General features: G+C 62.5%; 35 protein-coding genes and 1 tRNA gene. 26 read left to right on the top strand and 10 right to left on the bottom strand.

Translation table 11 applies throughout. The annotated features are described in order from the left end of the window. Positions 1-255: 255 nt before the first annotated feature. From ABW22_RS17505 to ABW22_RS15700, 8 genes are all read left to right on the top strand, one after another. Positions 256-417, top strand: coding sequence for a hypothetical protein (locus tag ABW22_RS17505; protein ID WP_157648684.1), 162 nt, complete (start codon positions 256-258; stop codon positions 415-417). 98 nt (positions 418-515) lie between these two features. Next, positions 516-2,294 carry a hypothetical protein gene (locus ABW22_RS15680; protein WP_059759041.1) on the top strand — a complete coding sequence of 593 codons (1,779 nt, stop codon included), beginning with the start codon at positions 516-518 and terminating at the stop codon, positions 2,292-2,294. 71 nt (positions 2,295-2,365) lie between these two features. After that, positions 2,366-2,620 (top strand): hypothetical protein, encoded by a 255-nt coding sequence (locus ABW22_RS15685; protein ID WP_059759043.1) that lies wholly within the window; start codon positions 2,366-2,368, stop codon positions 2,618-2,620. Between the two features lie 10 nt (positions 2,621-2,630). Next, positions 2,631-2,807 carry a hypothetical protein gene (locus ABW22_RS17510; RefSeq protein WP_157648685.1) on the top strand — a complete coding sequence of 59 codons (177 nt, stop codon included), beginning with the start codon at positions 2,631-2,633 and terminating at the stop codon, positions 2,805-2,807. A gap of 8 nt (positions 2,808-2,815) precedes the next feature. After that, entirely contained in the window at positions 2,816-3,421 is a 606-nt protein-coding gene (locus ABW22_RS15690) for a hypothetical protein (RefSeq protein ID WP_059759045.1), read from the top strand. Positions 3,422-3,445: 24 nt separating this feature from the next. Beyond that, positions 3,446-3,748 (top strand): hypothetical protein, encoded by a 303-nt coding sequence (locus ABW22_RS17515; protein ID WP_157648687.1) that lies wholly within the window; start codon positions 3,446-3,448, stop codon positions 3,746-3,748. After that, on the top strand, positions 3,745-4,293 hold the full coding sequence (locus ABW22_RS17520) for a hypothetical protein (RefSeq protein ID WP_059759047.1): 549 nt from the start codon (positions 3,745-3,747) through the stop codon (positions 4,291-4,293). Before ABW22_RS17515 ends, ABW22_RS17520 begins: the two co-directional genes overlap by 4 nt. Positions 4,294-4,312: 19 nt before the next feature. Continuing rightward, positions 4,313-4,852, top strand: coding sequence for a DUF1870 family protein (locus ABW22_RS15700; protein ID WP_059759049.1), 540 nt, complete (start codon positions 4,313-4,315; stop codon positions 4,850-4,852). A gap of 149 nt (positions 4,853-5,001) precedes the next feature. On the opposite strand, the gene ABW22_RS15705 is transcribed toward ABW22_RS15700, so the two are convergent. The 7 genes from ABW22_RS15705 to ABW22_RS15735 are packed head-to-tail and all read right to left on the bottom strand — an operon-like array spanning position 5,002 to position 9,283. Continuing rightward, positions 5,002-5,400, bottom strand: coding sequence for a hypothetical protein (locus ABW22_RS15705; protein ID WP_059759051.1), 399 nt, complete (start codon positions 5,398-5,400; stop codon positions 5,002-5,004). Between the two features lie 2 nt (positions 5,401-5,402). Continuing rightward, positions 5,403-6,191, bottom strand: a complete 789-nt coding sequence (locus tag ABW22_RS15710) for a hypothetical protein (RefSeq protein ID WP_059759053.1) — start codon at positions 6,189-6,191, stop codon at positions 5,403-5,405. 2 nt (positions 6,192-6,193) lie between these two features. Next, entirely contained in the window at positions 6,194-6,637 is a 444-nt protein-coding gene (locus ABW22_RS15715) for a hypothetical protein (protein WP_157648688.1), read from the bottom strand. Then, positions 6,634-7,344 (bottom strand): hypothetical protein, encoded by a 711-nt coding sequence (locus ABW22_RS15720; protein ID WP_059759056.1) that lies wholly within the window; start codon positions 7,342-7,344, stop codon positions 6,634-6,636. Before ABW22_RS15720 ends, ABW22_RS15715 begins: the two co-directional genes overlap by 4 nt. 7 nt (positions 7,345-7,351) lie before the next feature. Next, a complete protein-coding gene (locus ABW22_RS17525) occupies positions 7,352-8,413 on the bottom strand; it encodes a hypothetical protein (protein ID WP_157648689.1) in 1,062 nt (353 codons plus the stop codon). Then, positions 8,413-8,883 (bottom strand): hypothetical protein, encoded by a 471-nt coding sequence (locus ABW22_RS15730; RefSeq protein ID WP_059759060.1) that lies wholly within the window; start codon positions 8,881-8,883, stop codon positions 8,413-8,415. The genes ABW22_RS17525 and ABW22_RS15730 overlap by 1 nt, the downstream gene beginning before the upstream one ends. After that, positions 8,876-9,283, bottom strand: a complete 408-nt coding sequence (locus tag ABW22_RS15735; RefSeq protein ID WP_059759062.1) for a hypothetical protein — start codon at positions 9,281-9,283, stop codon at positions 8,876-8,878. Before ABW22_RS15735 ends, ABW22_RS15730 begins: the two co-directional genes overlap by 8 nt. A gap of 257 nt (positions 9,284-9,540) precedes the next feature. On the opposite strand from ABW22_RS15735, the gene ABW22_RS15740 reads away from it, so the two are divergent. Beyond that, positions 9,541-9,801: a hypothetical protein gene (locus ABW22_RS15740; protein WP_059759065.1), complete on the top strand. Its 261-nt coding sequence runs from the start codon at positions 9,541-9,543 to the stop codon at positions 9,799-9,801. Between the two features lie 15 nt (positions 9,802-9,816). Here ABW22_RS15740 and ABW22_RS18475 read toward each other — a convergent pair whose 3' ends face one another. Continuing rightward, positions 9,817-10,254, bottom strand: a complete 438-nt coding sequence (locus ABW22_RS18475) for a YdaS family helix-turn-helix protein (protein WP_082709028.1) — start codon at positions 10,252-10,254, stop codon at positions 9,817-9,819. On the opposite strand from ABW22_RS18475, the gene ABW22_RS15750 reads away from it, so the two are divergent. Next, positions 10,234-10,683: a helix-turn-helix domain-containing protein gene (locus ABW22_RS15750; RefSeq protein WP_082709030.1), complete on the top strand. Its 450-nt coding sequence runs from the start codon at positions 10,234-10,236 to the stop codon at positions 10,681-10,683. The two genes, ABW22_RS18475 and ABW22_RS15750, sit on opposite strands and share 21 nt — an antisense overlap. Positions 10,684-10,791: 108 nt before the next feature. Further along, entirely contained in the window at positions 10,792-11,055 is a 264-nt protein-coding gene (locus tag ABW22_RS15755) for a hypothetical protein (protein WP_157648691.1), read from the top strand. 155 nt (positions 11,056-11,210) lie between these two features. Here the strand turns inward: ABW22_RS15755 and ABW22_RS15760 are convergent, their stop codons facing one another. Then, the gene (locus ABW22_RS15760) at positions 11,211-11,888 is read right to left on the bottom strand and encodes a hypothetical protein (RefSeq protein ID WP_059759073.1); all 678 of its coding nucleotides are present in this window, start codon (positions 11,886-11,888) and stop codon (positions 11,211-11,213) included. A gap of 547 nt (positions 11,889-12,435) precedes the next feature. Here ABW22_RS15760 and ABW22_RS15765 point away from each other — a divergent pair. The 15 genes from ABW22_RS15765 to ABW22_RS15825 all read left to right on the top strand — a co-directional run bounded on the left by ABW22_RS15765 (position 12,436) and on the right by ABW22_RS15825 (position 21,519). Further along, positions 12,436-12,684 carry a hypothetical protein gene (locus tag ABW22_RS15765; protein ID WP_059759075.1) on the top strand — a complete coding sequence of 83 codons (249 nt, stop codon included), beginning with the start codon at positions 12,436-12,438 and terminating at the stop codon, positions 12,682-12,684. Then, complete coding sequence (locus ABW22_RS15770; protein WP_059759076.1) at positions 12,684-13,520, top strand: DUF2303 family protein; 837 nt, start codon at positions 12,684-12,686, stop codon at positions 13,518-13,520. Before ABW22_RS15765 ends, ABW22_RS15770 begins: the two co-directional genes overlap by 1 nt. Before the next feature lie 12 nt (positions 13,521-13,532). Beyond that, complete coding sequence (locus tag ABW22_RS15775) at positions 13,533-13,793, top strand: hypothetical protein (RefSeq protein ID WP_059759078.1); 261 nt, start codon at positions 13,533-13,535, stop codon at positions 13,791-13,793. Further along, on the top strand, positions 13,787-14,374 hold the full coding sequence (locus ABW22_RS15780) for a hypothetical protein (RefSeq protein ID WP_059759080.1): 588 nt from the start codon (positions 13,787-13,789) through the stop codon (positions 14,372-14,374). The genes ABW22_RS15775 and ABW22_RS15780 overlap by 7 nt, the downstream gene beginning before the upstream one ends. Beyond that, complete coding sequence (locus ABW22_RS17530) at positions 14,374-14,550, top strand: hypothetical protein (RefSeq protein WP_157648692.1); 177 nt, start codon at positions 14,374-14,376, stop codon at positions 14,548-14,550. Before ABW22_RS15780 ends, ABW22_RS17530 begins: the two co-directional genes overlap by 1 nt. Beyond that, complete coding sequence (locus ABW22_RS15785; RefSeq protein ID WP_059759082.1) at positions 14,547-15,125, top strand: hypothetical protein; 579 nt, start codon at positions 14,547-14,549, stop codon at positions 15,123-15,125. The genes ABW22_RS17530 and ABW22_RS15785 overlap by 4 nt, the downstream gene beginning before the upstream one ends. Then, positions 15,122-15,667: a hypothetical protein gene (locus ABW22_RS15790; RefSeq protein WP_059759083.1), complete on the top strand. Its 546-nt coding sequence runs from the start codon at positions 15,122-15,124 to the stop codon at positions 15,665-15,667. The genes ABW22_RS15785 and ABW22_RS15790 overlap by 4 nt, the downstream gene beginning before the upstream one ends. A 100-nt stretch (positions 15,668-15,767) precedes the next feature. Continuing rightward, positions 15,768-16,064 carry a hypothetical protein gene (locus tag ABW22_RS15795; RefSeq protein ID WP_059759085.1) on the top strand — a complete coding sequence of 99 codons (297 nt, stop codon included), beginning with the start codon at positions 15,768-15,770 and terminating at the stop codon, positions 16,062-16,064. Beyond that, the gene (locus tag ABW22_RS15800) at positions 16,061-16,789 is read left to right on the top strand and encodes a phage antirepressor KilAC domain-containing protein (RefSeq protein ID WP_059759087.1); all 729 of its coding nucleotides are present in this window, start codon (positions 16,061-16,063) and stop codon (positions 16,787-16,789) included. Before ABW22_RS15795 ends, ABW22_RS15800 begins: the two co-directional genes overlap by 4 nt. A gap of 68 nt (positions 16,790-16,857) precedes the next feature. Continuing rightward, entirely contained in the window at positions 16,858-17,607 is a 750-nt protein-coding gene (locus ABW22_RS15805) for a DNA-methyltransferase (protein ID WP_202813975.1), read from the top strand. Between the two features lie 69 nt (positions 17,608-17,676). Next, the gene (locus ABW22_RS15810) at positions 17,677-18,003 is read left to right on the top strand and encodes a hypothetical protein (RefSeq protein WP_059759089.1); all 327 of its coding nucleotides are present in this window, start codon (positions 17,677-17,679) and stop codon (positions 18,001-18,003) included. A gap of 54 nt (positions 18,004-18,057) precedes the next feature. Beyond that, positions 18,058-18,378 carry a hypothetical protein gene (locus ABW22_RS15815; RefSeq protein ID WP_157648693.1) on the top strand — a complete coding sequence of 107 codons (321 nt, stop codon included), beginning with the start codon at positions 18,058-18,060 and terminating at the stop codon, positions 18,376-18,378. Between the two features lie 140 nt (positions 18,379-18,518). After that, positions 18,519-19,346 (top strand): DNA cytosine methyltransferase, encoded by an 828-nt coding sequence (locus tag ABW22_RS16945; protein WP_419184933.1) that lies wholly within the window; start codon positions 18,519-18,521, stop codon positions 19,344-19,346. Positions 19,347-19,376: 30 nt separating this feature from the next. After that, complete coding sequence (locus ABW22_RS15820; RefSeq protein ID WP_419184932.1) at positions 19,377-20,408, top strand: integron integrase; 1,032 nt, start codon at positions 19,377-19,379, stop codon at positions 20,406-20,408. Positions 20,409-20,568: 160 nt separating this feature from the next. Then, positions 20,569-21,519, top strand: a complete 951-nt coding sequence (locus ABW22_RS15825) for a tyrosine-type recombinase/integrase (RefSeq protein WP_059759094.1) — start codon at positions 20,569-20,571, stop codon at positions 21,517-21,519. A gap of 3 nt (positions 21,520-21,522) precedes the next feature. On the opposite strand, the gene ABW22_RS15830 is transcribed toward ABW22_RS15825, so the two are convergent. Next, positions 21,523-21,597, bottom strand: a tRNA-Val gene (locus tag ABW22_RS15830). Positions 21,598-21,825: the final 228 nt, after the last annotated feature.

Below are 21,825 nucleotides of genomic sequence, written 5' to 3' on the forward strand. Positions count from 1 at the left end.
CTGGACTGGCTGGACTGGCTGGACTGGCTGGACTGGCTGGACTGGCTGGACTGGCTGGACTGGCTGGACTGGCTGGACTGGCTGGACTGGCTGGACTGTCGTAAACTAAATGATTAAACAATTCAACATCTTATAAATTATTTGCGCTTTTTCTGTATTTTCCACTTGATATCCTACCCGTATGACCGATACTACATACACCAGCCGACGCGCTGGGCTTGCTGGCAGGGGCCGGCAGCACTCTAGGAGATAAACATGATCATTATCACAATCACCCACCCGCACGCTGCCCAGGCCATCCGCCTGGCGCAGGCCGCGCAATACCTCGACCGCGCGACCGTGGCGCGCATCCTGGCGCGCACCGGTACACCGCGCGCCCTGTATACCCTGGCGCGCGTGCTGCGCGCCGCAGCCTGAGGCTGGACGATGTGCGCGACCGGATCGCCGGTACGCTGGAAAACGATTAAATAACACACCCGCGCGGCATAGGCCGCGCTCACTCAAGGAGAAACACCATGAACGTAATCACAACAGAACTCGGCACTATCACAGCAGAACTAGAGCGCACGGCCTATTGCGCGCAGACCGTCGACAGCTTCCGCGCCTATGCTGAGGCACTGGAGGAAGAACTGGACGACCTGGGCGAGCAGGCCGCCGAATGCGCGCGCATGGACGCGGAAAACGACAAACTGAATGCGCGCATCGAAACGCTTGAAACCGAATACACCGACTCGATGGCGGATATGGAAATGCGGATTTACGACCTGGAGACGCAGCTAAATGCCGGCACGCCCAGCCCCTCGGGCGAATCAACCCAACCGACCGACTCGGGCGAAGCGGCGCCCGCGCCGGCTGGCGCCATCAACTGCGACACGTTCCGCGTCGTGGCCGTGTGCCCGATATGGGGCGATGTGCTGGAAATCCCTGATGTAGCGGGCGGGCTTGCCCGCGTGGCGCGGCGCCAACTCGAAAACCCCGCGCGCGCCATTCTGGCGACCTATACCAAAACCGGCAAGAAAAAGCCGGGCAATGGCATCAACCGCGCCAATCTGCTGATAGATGGCGCCGAACTCACCCCGGCCGCCGCCATTGAATCGGCCCTTAAATCGCACGGCTGGCACGTTGCACGCTACCCGCGCAGCGCAGAACAGCGCGCCAAGCTGGCCGGCCTGGGGTTTGACGCCTACATCCAGACAGCGCCAGGCCAATTCGAGCCACACCCGCTGGGGCTGGTGTGGGCGAAACCCTCGCAATGTGTAGGCGAAGCAGCACCGCAGGCCGTGGCCGTGGTTGCCTCCGATGTAGCGGCATGGCTTGACCCGGCTGGCACGCTGCAGGCGGCCGGTTTGATGGCCGTGCAGGCCTCGGGCGAACAAACCGAGCGCACCACCTCGGGCGAAGCTGGCGAGGTGATGGCCTCGGGCGAACAAACCCAGCCCGACGTGCTGACGGTCGAGGTCAAAACGCGCAGCGGCGATAGTGTGCGGGTGTTGGCGAAAATTCCGGCCTGGTCCCGCAAGCGCGGCGAGAGTAAGGCCTATCCACTCACATATGGCAGCATGGGCGTTGCCGAAGCGCGCGCGGCGAAGTTGCGGAAGGCCGGCATTGTTGCCAGCGTATATGGTAGCCATATCCAGATCGACCCCTCGGGCGAAGTTCCGGCCGAACCGGCATGCGCCACCCTCATTCCCGGCCGCTGGATACCCGGCGGGGCTGAGAATGCCGAGCGCATCGCGTTTGATACCGCGCTCGGCGCCGAAGTGTGGCTCATCGCCAGCACTCGCCAGCCGGGCAGCGTGGCCGTGATTGCCTACTCGGGCAAGCGCGGCAAGCATGACGCCCACTACACCATGCGCGACCGCGCGCAGGCCATGCAATGGGCGGGCGAATACATGGACAAACAGCAGGCCCAGGCCCAGCGCAAAACCGAGCGCCGCGCCGAACAGACCGCCAAACGCGCCGCCGGGCACAAATTGCAGGTGGGCGACGTGCTGCGCAGCTCGTGGGGGTACGACCAGACCAATATCGACTATTACGAGGTCACGAAGTTGATCGGCGCGCGCATGGTCGAGCTGCGCGAAATCGGCGCGGAATCGGTGGGCGGCGATCACTACATGACCGGCGACTGTGTGCCCAAGCCCGGCCACTACACCGGCGAAGCCAAGCGCCACATGGTTTGCGATGACGGGCAATCGGTCAAGGTGCGCAGCTTTGCATGGGCCAACAAGATCGAGCCGCGCGACGTGGCCGGGCTTAAATGCTATCCGGTCGACCATTGGACCGCCTACGCCTGACCCGCACCGGGGCCGTGTGGCCTCGGGCGAAGATTTCCACGCATATAGCCCTCGGGCGAAGGAGAAAAATTATGCACTACATCAAAACCAGGAATTTTAACTGCTCGCCGCTGGCGGCGCGCCTGCTCGAATTCTCGACAATCGCAGGAGTCCAGGGCGGGACAGAATCAGACGGTGATGGAAAGTTCTATTTATCGACCGCCAGCGCGTTCAAGGCCTGGGCATTGTGGACGTATTTCATGGCTTGCCGCCCGCTGTCCGGCGGGTGGACCTACATTGTCCGCGCCGGCCATGATCTGGGCGACGGCTACAAAAGCATTTATTGAGGGGAACACCATGCAAAAAGAACTTGATAAGCTGCTGAAAAAGCGCGACGAATTGCGTACCAAACAAATGTCTAGGTATCACAACGGAAGCGCGACGCGGGCGCGGACAACGACAAGCAACGCCGAAGCCGACCGCCTGAATGAGCGCATCGTATGGTTGCGCGAACAACTGGTCGCCGCAGCATGAACGCCCCCATGACCTGGCAAACCTACCCCGGCGGCGATCTTGCCGGCTGGCTGGTGTCGGAAAAGCTCGATGGCGTGCGCGCCTGCTGGGATGGCGCGCAGCTTGCCACCCAGACCGGCAACGCCATCCACGCGCCGGCCTGGCTCACCGCCGGCCTGCCCGCCATGGCGCTGGAAGGCGAGCTATACGCCGGCGCCGGCACCCTGCCCCGCGTGCAGGGCCTGGCGCGACGCGCGCGATCCGATGGCGCGGACTGGTCAGGCGTCGGGCTTTACCTGTTCGATGCGCCCGGCGTGCCTGGCGGGTTTGCCGAGCGCTTCGCCGTGCTGCAGCGCCTGGCCGGCATCCTGCCCGCGCATATCGGCATCATCGAGCACCATCCATGCCCCGGGCGCGCCTGGCTCGCCGCCCGCTTCGCCGCCGTGGTGGCGGCCGGCGGCGAAGGGCTGGTGGCGCGGCACCCCTCGGGCGAATACCGCGCGAGCGAACGCTCGCAGCAGGTGCTCAAGATCAAGCAGCACCCGGATACGCCCTTCTTGATAGGGTACTCGGGCGAAGATTTTTACGGCGGCCTACCCACCTCGGGCGACCGTTTTTCAAACTGCGTGGCATAGGCCGCACAACTCAAGGAGAACACCATGAGCGTTACCGAAAAAGACATCGAGCAGCACCTACACTTCACCCGCGCCAGCAGCATTGGCGACACCGAGCGATTAGCCGGAATCAACACATTCGACCGGTCCGAGCGCGTCGCTGTTTGGGACAAATTCAGCCACCTGTGTTCAGATCGATTACCGGGTGAACCGTCCGATCCACAATGTGCAGCCGTCATGCGCCAATGCCGCCGGATGGCAGCCCGCATGGTCAATAGCGGACGCATGTGCCTTGTCCCAAAGCAGTCGCCCCCCAATAATTCATCACCCACCAGGACCACACCATGAGACGCAGCATCTACATCAACCCCACCAGCGCCGCCATTCTCGGCACCGACAGCGAACAGAACCTGTCCGCGCGCATTGCAGGCATTGCCGAATCGTGGGCCATGGCCTGCGATGCCGGTCATATCCCGCGCGACGAACCCGAGGCGCTGCCGTCAGCCATGGTGCGCTATCGCGCCATCGTCGATGCTGCCCTGCCCGCCCTGGCGGAAAACGAATGGGCCTGCCTGTGCGACATCCTCAACGCCAGCCACCGCCTCGCCGACCACCCCGACACCGACCCAGCACGCAGCATAGGGCTGAATGTAGCCGACTCAGGCCCCGACGGCATGGCCGAAAAATGGGGCATCGATCTCGCCGAGTTGGCCGCCCGGCTGGATGGCATGGATTACGCCGCGCAATGCGCCATTATCGAAACCGTCGACCGCTTCTGGCGGAAGGCAGGACAAAGCATGGCACCCATCGGCCAGCAGCTGCGCGCGGCGGGCGCTAGGGTGGCCTCGGGCGAAGATTTCGGCATACCCACCTCGGGCGAACAAAAACCATGAGCCAATGGGGAACCGACCAATGAACCCCACCGAACTCAACACCCTGCGCCGCTCGCTGTGGCTCACCCGCGAACAGGCGGGCGCCATCAACGGCATGACGGATCGAAGCTGGCGCTATCTGGAAAACGGCACCCGTCCCATTCCACCCGACGTTCAGGCGCGCATGCGCAAGCTCGACGCCGACGCCAACGCCATGGCTGATATTGCGTGGGATGAATACGGTAATCTCACCGGAGTAAACGGGATTGAGTGGAATCAGGTCGAAGCCGTGCTGCTGCGCTACGCCGGCGATGCCGATCTCGCCGCAGCCCACCCCGACATGGCCGAGCTGCCCGCCGACCTCCACGCTGCCGCCATCGATCGCGCACGCATCCTGCTCGAAGGTGAAGGCGCCCGCGTGCGCATCGTGCTGTTCAACCGCGCCGCATACCGCGCCTGGATCACCGAACGCAGCATGGAAGACAACCCAGGCAGCCGCGCCGCCTGGGCCGCCAGCGCAGTCGACCCAGCACCGAAGCTGGGCGGCAACAATGCCCCGGGCGAAGATTTCCACGCATAGCCCTCGGGCGAAGATTTTGCAGCTGCGTGTCGCTTAACACTGGCGTCGGTGTCGCGTTTGGTTTTGCGAGCGTGAGCATTGGAGCTGGTCTCCGTAGTTGGTGGTTGAGTTAAGCGGCAGGGCGTGTCGGAGAATTCTAGTTGGACGCGCTATTTCGCAATCTTCGCACCCTTCGTCCGCAGCACCAGCGGCAGCAGCCCAATTTCCTCGGCCTCGACGCGCAGGTTGCGCACCTGGCGCTCGGTGCGCCCCACCACGTCGGCCACGTCCTTCGTCGATATCCCTTCCTTGATCATGCTGGCCACCGCGCGCACCAGCCGCGCGTGATGAAAATCCGCGTTCATGCACAGCTTGAGTACCTGCCCGCCCCATTCTGCCACCAGCCGCCGCATGGCCGGGGCGCCGATCGCCATGGTGATGGCATGGTCCGGGTGCGGCTTCACCGGCACCAGCAGATTGCCCGGGCCGAAAATCGTCACCAGCCGCGTGGTCGCCGTAAAGCCGATCACATCAGAAATATCCTCCAGCACGCCATTCTGGTCACGCATCCCTATCCCCTTCCCGTAAAAAGCACTTGCGCCATCGCGTCGTGCATGATTTCGTCCGCCACCTTTTTCCCGGTGCGGTCCGCCACACCGTGGAAATCGAACAGCGGCCGGTATTGCGGGGCGCGGTCGATGAACTTCAGCACCTGCTGCAGCGTGGCCCGGCTGCCCGTGCCGCTACGCCGGTAGATGCCCGGCCCCAGATTTCCGCGCCGCACCTTCAGGGCGAAATACTCGGTCCCCTTGCCCTTGAGTTTGGCCTTGCCGGCGACAGTCGTATTCTTCACCCCGCCCACGTCGCCGAAGCCGCCAAGGTAGGCCAGCACCTGGTTGCGGTCGGCGGCGGTCATGTTGCCGTAGGCGTCCAGCCGCGCGCCCCAGCCAGGCAGCGCATACTGCCCCGCCGCCATCGCTCCGGCCCGGCGCAGGCGCGATTCCAGCGCCTTCAGCGGACGGCTGCCGCCGAACACCTGCGGGCGCAGGTAGTGCGCGCGGCCCGCCATGATCGGCCCCGCATCCGCGCCGTTGGCGATGAAGCTGCCCGCCTTGTCCTTGAAGCCGACGAAGGCGCGTGGCACCGCGGCGGTTTTCTCTGCCGACTTCAGCTGCAATGCGTTCATCGTGTAGGGCGTCGGGCGGTCGAACACGCTGCGCATTTCCAGCGCAGCGGCGTCCTTGATGCGCGCGCCGATGCGCGTCAGGCCAATTGCCAGCGCCTTGTTGATTTGCGCATCGGTCGCCTTGCCGAAAAGATTCTGCGTGTTTTTGGTCGACACGAAAAAAGTATTGGCCATCGTCACCCCCCCAGCGAAGAAACGCCGCCGCGCCACACCATCCGCGTTCCTTGCCCGCCATGGCTCCGAATGCAGGGGCCGCTGCTGACGTGGACCGTGCTCCATGGATCGAGCGGCGGACGCATGAACACCACCGGCGGGCTGCGCGGAAACCGGTCGCGCAGATGCAGGGCATGGGATTTCCGCCCCGATTCGCGCAGTTTGTCGCGCACCGTGCATTCCGCCGTTGGCTGCGACGCCCGCGCGTGGTAGCGCGCCGCCGTGCTGCCGCCGCGCATTTCCACGTCGCCGTCGCGGCACAGCCGCCGCACCGCCTTGCGCAGCGTCACCAGGTTGCGCCCGGAAAACGCCGCCGCAATCGCCGCCATGCTCGACCCGGGATGCGCAGCGATGAACCCGTGTAATTCGCTGCGCAACAGCCATGCGCGTGCAATCCTGTCCATCATGCCGCCCTCGACTCAAGACTGCGCAGCGCGTCGCCAGCTGAAATGCCATGGCCAAAACCCAGCACATCGCGCCACACCCCTTCCGCCACCAGCGCGATGCTCTCCCCCGCCGCCTCCCGGCGCAGCAGTTCCACCGCCCACGCCTTGCCGGGTTCCGCCGCATCGCCGCCGCGCCCATTTTTCAGCGTCAAACCCACCGCCACCCCTGAAATCCGCTCGCGCGCATCCTCCCGCGTCACCCCCTGCTCGCCCGGCTTTGGCAGCGCATACAGCGGCGCCTTCCACTCCGGCACCGGGCTGGATTTTGCCCCCGCCAGTGCGTTTTCCCAACGATGCCGCAGCGGCTCCCAGCCAAACGTCTGCAGGTCGTAATTGCCGATCGCCACCGCCGCCCAGTACACCTGCGGACGGCTCCAGCGGTCGGCTCCTTCGCCCCGCATGCGCAGCGCCATCTGCTCGCGCGCCTCGGCAAAATCCGCCCGCGCATCCGGCAGCGGCCGGCACAGCGCCATGAACTCGCCAACAGTCGGCGGCCACACCGGGTTCCGCGCCACGCTGGCATCCAGCCCGCGCTTGATCTCGTCCCCGGCATAATCCGCCAGTTCCTCCCCCCACGCCTGCCGCATCCGCTCGCGTTCGATGCCGCCGAAACTGTCCGGCCACTTCGCCCCATAGCGATTTTCCATCAGCCGAAAAATTCGCTCCATCCACAAATCAGGCAACGACGGCAGATTCTCCGGTGATGTCACGTTCGGCAACTCGCCCATGCCCGCTCCTTTCGTTAAAATTCAACCGCTGCTCTGACGCTTCCGCCGCCGTGCGATACGCATCGCGCGCCGCCTGCCGCCCCCCGCCTCGCGGTGATGCCCGGGCGGGCGGCGCCTGCGCATCCGCCAGAATCGAATCCAGCAACCCCGCGTTCACCGGATGCAGGCTCCCCGCATCCACCCGCCGTCGTTCCGCCGTTTCCAGCGCCGTCAGCAGCACCGCGTCGGTGATGCCCCGTTCCGCCCAGCTTCGCAATCGCACATCGCCCGCCGCCACCCCCGCCCCGCGCTGCCGCAACAGCACCGCGATGCCCAATGCCCGCACCGTGATGGCGGCGGCATGCGGCTCAGACGCTGGCGGGTTTGCCCCTGATGGCGGGGTTTCTGTGCTCGGTGATGGCGCTGGATCGGGTTCTGGCGGTGGCTCCGCCGGGGTTTTTGACAAGGTTTCGGGGTTGTTTTGGTTTTGGTTTTGGTTTTGGTTTTTGGCGGCTTGCCGCCCTACGGTGGTAGCACCTTGCTGTTGCCCGCTACCCCGTGATTCAGGATTCAGGATTCGGGATTCAGGATTCAGGGCGTTATCTAACGGTGGTATAACGGTTATCTCACCGTTAAAGGTGTTTACTTTTCTACATGTTCCTGTTGCACAAAGGTTTTTTCCGCGTTCGTGAACGGTTAAATATCCATCAATGTCCGGGATGGCACTGTCTTTTTCAGTTCCATGGGGCCGCTGGTGCTCCAGAAACTTCGTCACCTGAATATAACGCTGGCCGCCAACCTGATATCGCGTGATGAACCCGCGGCCCGCCAGCTCATCCAGCAGCGGATCCACATCCACCAGATCGAAAGGCAACAGATCAGCGCGGATTCGCTTCGGCCGGTCCTCAAGACGGCCCTCACGATCCGCCAACATCCACATCCCAGGAAAAATAAGCCGTGCCCACACCGAGCATTCGGCAAGATCTTCGTTGCGATAAAAACCGTGCTTGATATTCCGCGCACGTGCCATCAGACAACCCTCTCCCGCACCACCTCGAACACATGCCCCTGCTGCACCCGGCGCATCACCTCGCGCACTGCATCGCGCGCCGCAATACGTGGCACCGCCGCCAACTGGGCTTCGTAAATAGCCAGTGACTGATCCACCTCGGCCAGCGCCGGGCCATCGAAGCCCCATTGCCCGGTGCGCTTGCCGCCCTCGATCGTGCGCATCAAGGCCATCTGCCCGGCAATGATCGCGTCCTGAAACTCGCGTCCCGCGCCCTGTTCGCACAGCACCAGCGCCACATTGATGGCACTGGCCAGCGTGTGCACGTGATCCTCAAGCCCCACCCCGTTGCGCATGGCCAGCACGGCAGCGCGCACACCCAGCGTCAGGTCAACCTGCTGGGTATCGTCGAGCTGCTGCTGCATGCCAATGGCGCGCAGGAAAGCGCCGGGGTCGGCGGAATGCGGCCGGCGGGTGGTGTGCTTACGCATTCGCCGCCGACCGCACTGCCGCAGGCGTTTCCAGCCGCTCGATCCGCTGCGCGATCCGCGCCATCATCTGTGCCGACTCGATGTACTTGCGCTTCAGCGCCGCCGCTTCGTCTTCCGGCTCCACCGGCGTGGCCTGATAGCCGATCTCGCCGCAGTACCAGTTCATCGCCGTGTGATCGCCCGCCGCCCGCGCCGCGCGCAGCAGCACCAGCACCTGGTGCGGGTGGAGTTGCGCCGGGCGGTCCGGGTTCAGGCAGTCCAGTACCCAGCGCGCGGCGGCGTCCACCGTCATATCGTCGCCGCGCAGCATCGGCCCCACCCGTTTCGCCCCGCCCAGCACGTTCACCACATGGGAGAGCGCAGTGTTCACATCATCGAAAAACAGCGGCGTCTGATTCATTTGCGACCCTTTGCGAATTTTTCGTAAGCGTTCGTAAAGCCTTCACGCAGGTAAAAAAATAGGATGGATCCCATGGACATCACCCGCGCGAACCTGAAAAAAAGGCCCCCACCCTTGCGGATGGAGGCGAAGCCGGGCGAGCCCGGAGGGAGGAGTTGGCATACGACCGGCATGCCAGCGGAATATGGGCACCCGTTCCAGCCCCGGTAGAATCGGTGTTTCTCACAACATCGACTCCCGACAGGAAAGGAACGGACATGGAAGAACTGCTCATGCTATTCACCTACACCAGGCAAGCCAGCCAAGCAGCGCTGGCAGCAGGAGGCAAAGCGCAAAGCCAGTTGCCAGCGCTGCCCACAAGCGCCATCCCGCACATTGGAGACACCGTGCATTTCCATGACCTTGGACTGCGTTTTTATGTCGTTGCGCGGGAGTACGTGCTGGATGGCGCTGCATGGACGCTGGTAATCCGTCTCGATCTGGAAAGCGGACAGCCGAATCCACGTCGAACAGATTGATGATGCGTGCTTGGGTCATGCGGCTTTCTCCACTTGAGCCGCGGCGCCCTCGCCGCGGCGATCATCCTGGCGGCGGGCGCTTTCGCGCTGCTCGCCGAACCCGCAAAAATCGAGGTCTGGACGGCGGTTGGCTTCCGCGCGCCGATCTCCGGCAACGGCTGCGCCTGGCGGCAGCGCGTCGGCTGTTTCGCATTTGCACGGCACGCCGCGCAATACGGCCCACTCAATATCGGGTCGCATCCGCTCACATGGGACACCCGTGATCTTTTCAATGCCAGGGCAGAAATCGGACGGCGGCATGTGGTCTGGGTTTTTGCTATTCAGCCAGCTCCACACATTGGCCTGCGTCACTTTTCGGCTCTCTCCGAGTTCCGTAAAGTGTTCGGTCAGCTTGCGCGCCAGTGAAGACTGACCATCAGCGAGGGAAATAGCATGTTGGAGTGCATCGATCATTTTCAAATAATACCAATGAACTTGTTAGATAACAACAAGCATATTGGTTTGCGCCAAAACAATTTAATTTGTAGCCTGCCCGGCATGACACTTGCTGAACGCCTACGCCATGCACGCAAGGAATATGCTGGCCTCACCCAAAATGCACTGGCCAAAAAAAGCAGGGTCAGCCAACAGACCATTTCAAACATCGAAATTGGCTTGCAGGAAGAAAGCACCGACATTGTTTCGCTCGCGCGGGCGTGCGGCGTTTCAGCAGACTGGCTTCAAGACGAGACCGGCCCAATGATCGTCATCCAGCATTACGATCTCAGCCCGCAGGCAGCGCACGTGCTCAAGGCAATGCAGGAGTCGCCGGAGATTGTGGAAGCCTTGGCAAAAAACGCTGATACGCTTGCTGAATTCGCCAAACGTACCAAAGAGAGCTGATTCTGTTCCAACAGCCAAGGTACTGCGCCTGTGCGTGCAGCTTGAACTGAAATTCGACTGACCAAAGGGAACGACATGCTGGAAATAATCGGACAAATACTGTGCGCCATGCTGCTATTCAAGAGCGTCGATTTCATTGTCGGCGCGGCGAGCCTGGATAGCGCGAACGTACTTTCCTTCATGCTTTCGATTGTCGGCGGGATCGCCAGCATCATCGCGGCCATCTATTTCTTCAACATCATCAGCGACCAGGCCAGCGGCGCGCGTGAGGCAATGCAACAGGCCACACAGAACATGCAAGACGCCGGCCGCAGCCTTCAGGAGAACATAGAGAAATTCGAGCGCGATACCGGCGTCAAGGTGCCGCGATGACTGCATGAGTCAGGGGTTCCCAATGCAATTACCATCCGTGCTTCATCCAAAGCGTTTCAGCATCAACGGCATGCTGTTCGAGATCGTGTCGCATTCCGAACTTACCGACGAGCAGGCGGCCAAAGCCGCGATGCTATTTTTCCGACGTCATAAATTCAAGACGAAGGATCAAGGGAAATTATTTCGCGTGATGACGGCATTTGATCGAGAGACATCAGGCCATCTATAAGTAATTGCACATCGCGCTTCGGCAAAACAAGCAGGGTCTGCGTCTCGCATGAAAAGACCTCAATGTCGCCAGCCCCATTGCGCGACAGCGAAACCCGAAGGTGCTTTTCCATAGCCCCAACCGCATACGGCAACTCAACCCCATCCGACCGCCGGTGAATCAGGCCTTCCGATCCACCCACCGACGCATCGGGCGACGCATCATCAGCGTCGGCTGGCAGTCCTTCACCCGCCGCGCCTACGAAGCTAAGCCGGTCGCCGACTTCATCCGCGACAAGCTCCCTGATGGGGACAGATCGCAGTAAACCACCTGCCGCGCCGCCGCGGGCACCTAAATATTCGGCCATCGCCGAGTCGATGTCGAAGTGGTTGTCTACCGAGCCGGATAGGTTGACCAGTTTATCTTCACCATGTCCACCGCCCGCTGCCAGATGATCCAGCAGGCCTTCGGCGAGCTGCCGAGCGCTGGCTTCATCCAGCGCAATTCGCATCACAGTTCCATCCTCCAACGCAAACCCAACCCCCATGCGGTCTGTGTCAGCGTGATACGGAAGCACGCAATGCAAGGCCGCCGTCGCATAAATCGCCGGTAACGTCGTAGCCATTCCATCTCCTTTTTGAACGCGCCCACCCCGGGCGCGTTTTTATTTTGCCGGGTTTTTTCCACAAATACCAATTTACTTGTTGACTGAATACAATTTAATTTGTATTGTTCTCTCAAGCCGCCAACACGGCGAGCACCCACCACCCCGGAGCCGCGCGCCCAGTGCGCACCACAAAGCGGCAGACGTGCAGGGAGTAAACCCTGCCGGCGGTCTGGCAACAGGCTGTGAGCATCACGAAGACGCAGGGTGGGGCATCGAATGTGGATCGCAGGTGCAGGGCCAGCAGGTGCAACACGAATACCCGCCCGCAAAGGCGGAGCAGCACGGCCGCATCGGCCCACCGAACGATGCCGCAGCCTGATAGCGAGACAGGCCGTGACGGGATAACGAAAGCCCCGCGACCGCTGGCAGAGCCAGCCCAATCAACCCAAGGAGCAGCTATGTCAAACCCAACGAACGCCCCTGGCTTCGTCGATATTTTCGAGGAACTCGACGCCGGGATTTTCGACCGCAAGGTATCCCACGCCATTTCGCAGACCGCGCTGGCGTGGTCAACGCCGAGAGCAAAAAGCAGACCGGCAAGGTCACGCTCGAATTCAACATCGAGCGCATCGGCGAAGGTGCCCAGGTCAACATGACCCACAAACTTACCTACGCCAAGCCCACCATGCGCGGCAAAGCGAGCGAAACCGACGAAACCCAGACCCTGCTGTATGTCGGCAAGGGTGGCAAGATGACCGTCACCCCCGACACCCAGCTCGACCTGATCAGCAAAACCCAGCGGGAGGTGGTGTAATGGAAGCCGCCGTCATCGACAAGATCGGCGCGCTTACCGCAGAAATCGCCGCAACCATCACTACCGGCACCGTTGGCGAAGCGCTGTATTTGCCGCCCGGCTCCACCCTGCAGCGCGCCGAGCAGTTTGCTGCCCAGCCGCGCTTTCACCGCCACCACTACCAGACCGAACGCCTGGCCGACTTTGTGGCCTATGCCAAGGCCGCCGCCAATAAGGCATCAAGCGCCCAGCCAACCGCCTATGTCCAGCCCAACGGCAGCGGCGCACAGGCGGTGTTCGACCACGGCGACGCCACCGCGCCGCAATGGGGCCACCATCACGCCACCCTCAAGCTCAAGCCAGCGCCGGCCTGGCAAGCCGCGCAGCTCATGGCCTGCGCCACCCGCAGCCAGCAACAGGTAATCGAGTGGCTGGAGGATTGGGCTGGCGCCATCAGCGCCCACCTGACGGACGGCGCCGAAATCGAATCCCGCCGCGCCATCACCGCGCTGCGGCGCGTCAAGATCGAGGCCAAGGCCAGCACCACCAATGTCGAAGGTGACATGTCGCGCCAAAGATCGGCGCTGGAAAGCATCGAGGCCAGCGGCGACACCGACACCCTGCCCGCCTACTTCGTACTGCATAGCCCACTATTCGTCGGCACCTGCATGCTGCAAATCGTCATCCGTCTCGGCGTGCGCGAAGCCGACGGCAAGCCCGCGCTCGCCCTGCGCATCGTCGGCGCCGAACGCCTGGCCGAAGAAACCAGCACATGGGTGGAAAAGCATCTCGCCGAGCAGATGGGCGAAGCGCTGGCCGGTGTCTACGTCGGTACGCTGGAAACTGGCAAACCGTAAGGGAGCCAGCCAATGACCATCATCCTCCCCACCGGCGTCGTCGCCCTATGGCAGGACGCCATCGAAACAGCCAACCACGGCAACTGGGACAGCCTCGCATCCGAACTGCTCTATCTGGCCAGCGAAGAACCCGATTACGGCCTGCGTGACGACATCCTCACCCTGGCGCTGATCGCCGCCGACCACGCCATGTCGATCATTCCAGACGCGCGCGCGGTTTCTCCGGACCAGACCCGCATCGACTTTGACCCATACGGGGTTCGGCCATGTTGACCGATTCCCAAAAAGACCGTGCCCGCTTCGACGGCGGAAAGGATCAGGCTAACCGCCGCCGCCAGTTGCGGCAGCTGCGCACCGGGCTTATCAACGTGCGCCGCGACGCGGCGATGCCGACTGACGACAATGTGGCGCTTACCGAGGCCGTGCGGGCGCTGGATCGGCTGCTGGTCGAGGTAGAAAACGACCTCAGCGCAGCCAAAAACATCAAGCGCGACTGGGACCAGCATGTGGCCCTTGCACACGCCTTACTCGTGGCCATTCCTCTGCCCGGCGTGGCAGACATCATCGCCCTGGGCGAACTGGCTCACGAAATCGGCTACCCGCGCATGCTGCTCAACGACATCGAGAACTACGGCTGGAACCATGCCGCCGCCACCCTCAAGCGCAACGCACTCGACAGCCTTGCCCACCGCTGCGCCAGCGATGCCAAGCCGCCCACCGAATTTGTCGCCGCCATTCGCGCCACCATGCCGGCCGCCGCCGCAAGACACGCCGATCTCATCCGCCAGATCACCACCCTGGCCGTATCCGAACAGCTGCAAAAAACCGCCGCCCAACCCGCAGGAGGAAAGTGATGCAACACGCCCCCCATAAACCCGCTTCCACCAATCGTTTCGGCCTCATGCCGCACTGGCTGGAAGACCCCGACCTGCCAGCCGAAATCGCCGCCGACGCAACGCGCATCGACGCTTTCATCGCCGTTTTCGCGCTCGGCGTCATCCTCGGCTGGCTGATCGGCGGTGCCGCATGAGTCGGATTCCCGCGCAAAACATCGTCGCCGCCACCCGCCGCCAGCTGATTCTGGATTACCTGATCGCCCGCCCCGGTGCAGTCATGGGCGAAATCGTCGCTCACCTCGCCGGCCATGGCGACACCGGCAACGCCTCAAACACCATGCGCACCATGGCCGACTGGAGCGAACTGCGCTACGAAGGCACCGCCCGCAGCCGCCGCTACTTTGCGCTGGCGCAAAAGTCCCGCAGCGCGGAAGAATGCAAGGCCATCCGCGAAGCCAATTTGTCTGCTGGCAATGCCGCCAAACAAAAAAACACGGCAGAAGCCGCCGATATCGCGCCGGGGCACTACCGCCACAAGCCCGGTGCCAACCCCTCCGCGGGCGGCCAGGGCGCAGTGCGCGCCGCGCTGGACGATCACAGTCGCGCTGTCAAGTGTTGGCTCGATTCCAGCCGCGAAGACCGCCCCGCCATGTGGCGCGACGTAGAGACTGCCTGGAGCACCGTGAAAAACCTGCGCGCAGACACCATCGCATCACAGCACGTCGCTGCGCTGATGCGCGCCGACGGAAAACTCAGGAGCATCGCATGAACGCAGCCGTCCCCAATTCCACCGCCCGCAACTTCCTGCTCAACGATCACGGCGGCGTCACCTATACCCCCGGCCGCCAGCCCGGCAAAGCCGAAGCCCGCAGCGACCTGCTCGCCGACGTCCGCGTGCTGGCCGACGCCACCCACGACCTGTGCGCCGCCCACCGCAACTTCTGGCCTGAGCGCTATCCCGTACCGGAAGACGTGCACTGCGCCCTGCTCGCCGCCGACTACGGCCTCGCCCGCGTCCGCGGCGGCACCTTGAAGCGCCTGGCCGAACAGGACACCGCGCTCTATTTGCCGCAGCCACGATACCGCGTCGACCTCGCCGACCTTATCCACATCGCCGACGCCGCCGCCGAACTGGACGCCATGCGCGCCTTCCTCATCGACCAGGCCGGCGAGCAGCAGCGCATCGCCAGCATCGTCAAGCGCCTGCATGACCTGGTTGAAAAAGCCGCCGGACAGCACGCGCACGCGATATACGGCAAACCGCAGCATGCCCCGGCACGCGAACATGAAGCCGCCCAGAGCGCATCATGAAAAAGCCATCGCACAGCCACGACGCGCTCAACATCGCCACCGCCTGCGTCGCAGGCATGGCGACGATCCTGCTCGCCTACCTATTGCAATGGCTGGCAGCATGACCCACTTCGCCCTCTTCGCCAGCGCCTTCTTTACCGTTTTCCTGCTCGGTTTCCAGCAGAAAAACGTCCACGGCAAACACTACATCGCCGCCATCGTCACCAGCCTCGGAATCGGCAGCGCGCAGATATTTTTATGGCAACTGATCCCGGACGCCAACGCCACCCAGATCGCCGCCACCCTCATGGGCGGCCCCATCGGCATCGTCTCCGCCATGTACCTGCACCCGCGCCTGATGCGTCCGCGGGACGGGGGGATCGTCCCAAACGTCAAGACCGAAGGAGAAACCGCATGACAAACCTTGTCAGCCTGTTGGGCGGCAAAGCCGTCACCACCTCGCTAGCGATTGCCGAAGGCACCGCCAACGAACACGCCAGCGTCATCAAGCTGGTGCGCACTTATCAGGCCGACCTGGAAGAATTCGGCAGGGTCGTATTTCAAATCGCACCCTTTGAAACCGCCGGCGGCACCCAGCAGCGCGAAGTCGCCATGCTCAACGAACAGCAATCCACCCTGATTTTGACCTACATGCGCAACAGCGACATCGTGCGCAAGTTCAAAAAAGCCCTGGTGCGGGCGTTTTTCGATTTGATGCAGCAGGCCGCCCTCGCGCGGTTCAACATCCCCGCCACCTATCCCGAAGCCATGCGCCTGGCCGCCGACCTCGCCGAGCAGAAAGCCCACGCCGAAGCGCAACTCGCCATCGCCGCCCCCAAAGCCCAGGCACTTGACCGCATCGCCAACGCCGACGGCACCATGAACCCTACCGTCGCCGCCAAAACCCTGCAAGTGCAGCCGAAAAAGCTGTTCGACTGGCTGCGCGAAAAACACTGGATCTACCGCCGACCCGGCGGCAGCAGCAACGTCGCCTACCAGGACAAAATTCAGGCGGGCTACCTCACCCACAAAATCACCACCGTCCAGCGCGACGACGGCAGCGAAAAAATCATCGAGCAGGTGCTGGTGACAGGCAAGGGACTGGCGAAGATTTCGCAGGCGATGGGCGTGGCGTGTGGCTAACGAACCAGCTAAGGGGCCGGGCGGCTTTTCGCCCGGTCCCGCTTGAGCGAATTGTTGGCAGACAGGACATGATGAGACCCTATTACCAAGACGACCATGTGACGCTCTACCACGGCGATGCGCTCGAGATACTGCCGACGTTGCCGATAGCCGACGCGATCATTACCGACCCGCCCTACGGCGAGACCAGCCTTGACTGGGACAGATGGCCTGAGGGATGGCCTGCAGTGGCCGCACTGGTTGCGCCGCAAATGTGGTGCTTTGGCAGCATGAGGATGTTCCTCGACAAGCGCGGCGACCTGGACGGCTGGAAGCTAGCGCAGGACGTGGTTTGGGAGAAGCACAACGGCAGCAACAGCGCGAACGACCGCTTTAGGCGGCTGCACGAACTGGCCCTGCATTTTTACCGAGGGACGTGGGAGCCGTTGTTTAAGGCGCCGCAGTTCACCAATGATGCGGTACAGAAAAGCGTAAGGCGCTCGAAGAACCGGACAGCCCATTGGGGTGATATTGGGCAAAGCGCCTACGCCAGCGAAGACGGCGGGCCGCGCCTGATGGGGAGTGTGATTTTTGCGCGGAGCTGCCACGGCTACGCCGTGAACGAAACGCAGAAGCCGGAGGCGATAGTGGCCCCGTTGATGCAGTACAGCGTGCCGGAAGGCGGGCTGGTGATTGATTGTTTTGCTGGCAGCGGGACAACGCTGGCCGTGGCGAAGAAAACAGGACGCCGGGCAATCGGGATCGAGAAGCGCGAGACCCAATGCCGGGCGATTGTGGAACGGCTGGCCCAGGGCGACCTGTTGTCTGCCAACGACTAAGTTGTGCGGGCCGCTTCAGCGGCTCCGAACGAACGCCGTGTTAGAGCGCTGTTTCAACTAGGAGAGAACATGGTTTTGTTGTTTGAAGTGGACGGGCCGTTTCGTTTTAAGCCGAAGGTTGAGCGGGTTGGCGCACTCACTAGGATTATTTGGGGCTGCTTTTCAGTGGCACGAATTGCGGCAGGGTTTAACGATGTTGCCAGGGCATTCCGGGAAGACGAGTGCGAACAGTGCGCCGCGATTGCCGACGCCCGAGCGATGCGGTGCGAAGCGAAGACAGCGACCGCCGAGGACGAGGACGAGGTGACGGAATTGCGCAGCCTGGCATGGCAATTTTCGGTGCTGGCTGCCGAGATGCGAAAGCGCTCTAACGCCCAGGTAAGGGGGCCGCTTTAGCGGCTCCCGCTTGACCGCCTTGTTCGGCGCTTGCTTAACCACTTGGAGATAACAATGGACATTCAACGATTGAGAAACCTCACCACTGGCCGCCTGCATACCGAGATTGGCCACGTCTACGAAGACCTTGAGGCCATCACTGGCGAGCGCGGGTTGATGACTCACATGTTACCGAGAGCGGCAAGAGCTATTGAGCCATGGCTTCGTGAGCACGTCTCAGACCCGCGTTTTTGGGACGGGGAATATGACACCACGCACATCGGGGAGCACGTGCTGCCTGAGCCTACAACAGACGACCGGGCAGCGATGTTGGAGCGATACAAGGCGCAGCCGAACCCGCTGGAAGGTAAGGACGTGATTGCGGTGCATGTGTAGCGCCGAACGAACAGAAATGAGGCGCTGCCGATAGGCAGTCGCTCTCGATTGACGTGTTGTGCGTCAATCGTAACTACGGAGTGAGATATTTGAATGAGTTACACCTTTTCGCGGGCGCTGGTGGAGGAATACTTGGCGGGATGTTACTCGGGCACAGATGCGTGTGCGCCGTTGAAATCGACCAATACGCAAGATCAGTACTTATCGCCAGGCAAAACGACGGATCACTCCCGACTTTCCCGGTATGGGATAACGTATGTACTTTTGACGGAACGCCTTGGCGCGGCATTGTTGATGTGGTTTGTGGAGGATTCCCGTGTCAAGACATTAGCGCAGCCGGAAAAGGCGCAGGAATCGACGGAGAGCGTAGCGGATTGTGGAAAGAATTCGCACGGATTATTAGCGAAGTACGACCCCGTTACGTCTTCGTGGAAAACAGCCCAATGCTCACTATTCGAGGACTTGGAACAGTCCTTGGAGATTTGGCCGCGTTGGGGTTCGATGCGGAATGGGGAGTGCTATCAGCGGCAGATGTTGGTGCAAACCATAGGCGAGAAAGAGTCTGGATTGTTGCCAACGCCGTTGGCGAGCAACACGAAGGCGCACCACATGCGCGGTGGTGGCCGCCCGGCGCGCAGCTACTGGCCGACACCAAAAGCCAACGATGCGGAGAAGCGGGGGAGCTTCGATGTTACGAACCCACGGAACGGCCTGCCAGCGGCTGTGAAGCTATGGGCAACACCAACAGCATCAACGGGTGGCCCGGAACCGGAAGGCACCACGGGGCGGAAATTAACGACGCAGGTTGGTGGGCAACTGAACCCGATGTGGGTCGAGTGGCTAATGGGGTGGCCTTTAGGGTGGACAGACTTAAAGCCATTGGAAACGGACAGGTGCCGCAGTGCGCAGCAAAGGCATGGCGGATTTTGACGCACAACTCAAATTATCCGACACCTCCTGTCGGTTAACTCGACCACCAAACACGGAGACCCGCGCCAATGCTCACTATCGCAAAACAAAACGCGACACCGACGCCGGTGTTAAGCGACAGCATGCACGCGCCACAGCAGCCCAAGCTGCTGGAGCAGATGCGCGCGGTCATCCGTGTCAAACACTACAGCCTAGCCACTGAGAAAAACTATCTGCAGTGGGCCAAGCGGTTCATTCTGTTCAACGGCAAGCGCCACCCAGCCGACATGGGCGCACCCGAGGTCGAGGCATTCCTCTCCGCGCTGGCCACCGAGCGCAACGTCTCCGCCAGCACGCAGAACCAGGCCATGCACGCGATCCTGTTTCTCTACCGCGACGTGCTGCACATTGACCTGCCGTGGCTGGATGGCGTCACCCGCGCCAAGGTATCCAAGCGCCTGCCGAGCGTGCTCACCCAGCAGGAGACGGCGGCGCTGCTGGCACACGTTTCCGGCACCAATGGGCTTATCATTCGGCTGCTCTACGGCACCGGCATGCGCATCAATGAATGTCTGCGGCTACGCATCAAGGACGTCGATCTCGCGCGGCGTCTGATCACCATCCGAGAAGGCAAGGGCAACAAAGACCGCGTGACCATGCTTCCGGCCAGCGTGGTGGAAGACCTGATCCAGCACATCGACGAACGCCGCCGCTGGCACAACATCGACCTGTCGACCGGCCATGCCGATGTCGAGATGCCCGACGCCATCGCCCGCAAGTATCCCCGTGCAGCATCAGAGTGGGCGTGGCAATACATCTTCGCCGCACCGACCTACAGCACCGACCCGCGCAGCGGCAGCGTGCGGCGCCACCACTGGAGCGAACGCAACATCCAGCGGGCGGTGAAGGTCGCAGCCCAGGAGGCACGCATTCACAAGCTGGTCCACCCGCACACGCTCAGGCACTGCTTTGCCACCCACCTGCTCGAGACCGGGTCTGACATCCGCACCGTGCAGGAGCTGCTCGGGCACTCCGACGTCAGCACCACCATGATCTACACCCACGTCATCAATCGCGGCGCTTGTGGCGCCACCAGCCCGCTGGACCGTATCGCCACATGACCGTGCCAGCCCTCACCCGCCAGCAGCTTTGTGCGGCCCTCACCATCAGCGAGTCCACCGTCCGCCGGCTCGAGCTGGACGGCATGCCCTATACTCCAGTCGGGATCAGGGCCAAACGCTATGATCTGGACGAGTGCAAAGCCTGGCTGCGGGAGAATCAATGTCAATCTGGACAGACAAAAAGGGACGCCGGCACGTCGGCATTATGGTCGACGGGCGCAGAGTTCACCGCATCCTGCCGGAAGACGCACCTGCGAGTGCTGCCAAGCAGCTAGAGGCCGACCTGCGGGCGGCGCTGTCCGTCGCCAAAACCCCGCGCATCCCCAACGATCCACGCCTCACCGAAGTCATCAGCCTGTACGTCGACCACGCCGAAACCCTGCGCAGCACCAAGACCGCGCTCGACCACGCCAGCCGCATCGCCTTGTGGCTGGAAAAATACCGCGCCAGCCAGGCCCGCCAGGCAGCCGCACACATCGTCAAGGACATGACCGGGCACTACGCCGCCGGCACCATCAACCGCAGCCTCGGCACCCTCAAAAAAGCTCTGCGACTGGCATGGGAGCGCGGCCTCACCGCCACCGACTACAGCGCCCACGTCAAGCGGCTGCCCGAGAATAACGCCCGCAGCACCTACCTCAGCCTCGACCAGGTGCAGGCCATCGCCACCCGCTGCAGCGTGCCGGTGCAGGCGGCTATCTGGACCGCCCTGCTCACCGGCGCGCGGCGCGGCGAAATATGCAAGCTGCAGGCCGTCGACATTGGGGCGGACAGCATCCTGATCCACGCCGGCAACACCAAGACCCTGCGCACCCGCACCGTGCCCATCGTGCCCGCCCTGCGTCCCTGGCTCAAGCACTTCCCGCTGGAAGTCGGCATCGAGGGAATCAAAAGCGCCTGGCGGCGGGCGCGCGAGGACGCCGACATGCCAGACGTCAACTTCCACGACCTGCGCCACAGCTGCGCCAGCATCCTCATCGCCACCGGCGCGGACCTGTTCACCGTGTCGAAGATCCTCGGACACAGCAGCGTGAAGACGACCGAGCGCTACGCGCACATGCAGATCGAGCAGCAGCGCGACGCCATGCTGCGCGCATTCAAAATCAAATAGGGATGGTGGGCGGTACAGGGCTTGAACCTGTGACCCCAGCAATGTGAATGCTGTGCTCTACCACTGAGCTAACCGCCCGGATTACACCGGAAATTACACAGACCACCTCGGAAGCCGCGCCACTGCTGGCAAGCACTTGCCGTGTGAAGGCGTGTGAACGGTCCAGGCGAGCCGCAAACCCGCGCCGCTGCGTGAGCTGATGAGCGTGAACGGGTGTAAATCGGCAGTGTTTTACACCGGGATTGCACAGGGCGATTTAACGGGCCGCTGTGCTGTTCTATTTTTTGGATGTGCGCAGTATAGGCC

It is taken from the genome of Thiobacillus denitrificans (genome assembly GCF_001530125.1).
Lineage (GTDB): Bacteria > Pseudomonadota > Gammaproteobacteria > Burkholderiales > Thiobacillaceae > Thiobacillus > Thiobacillus denitrificans_C.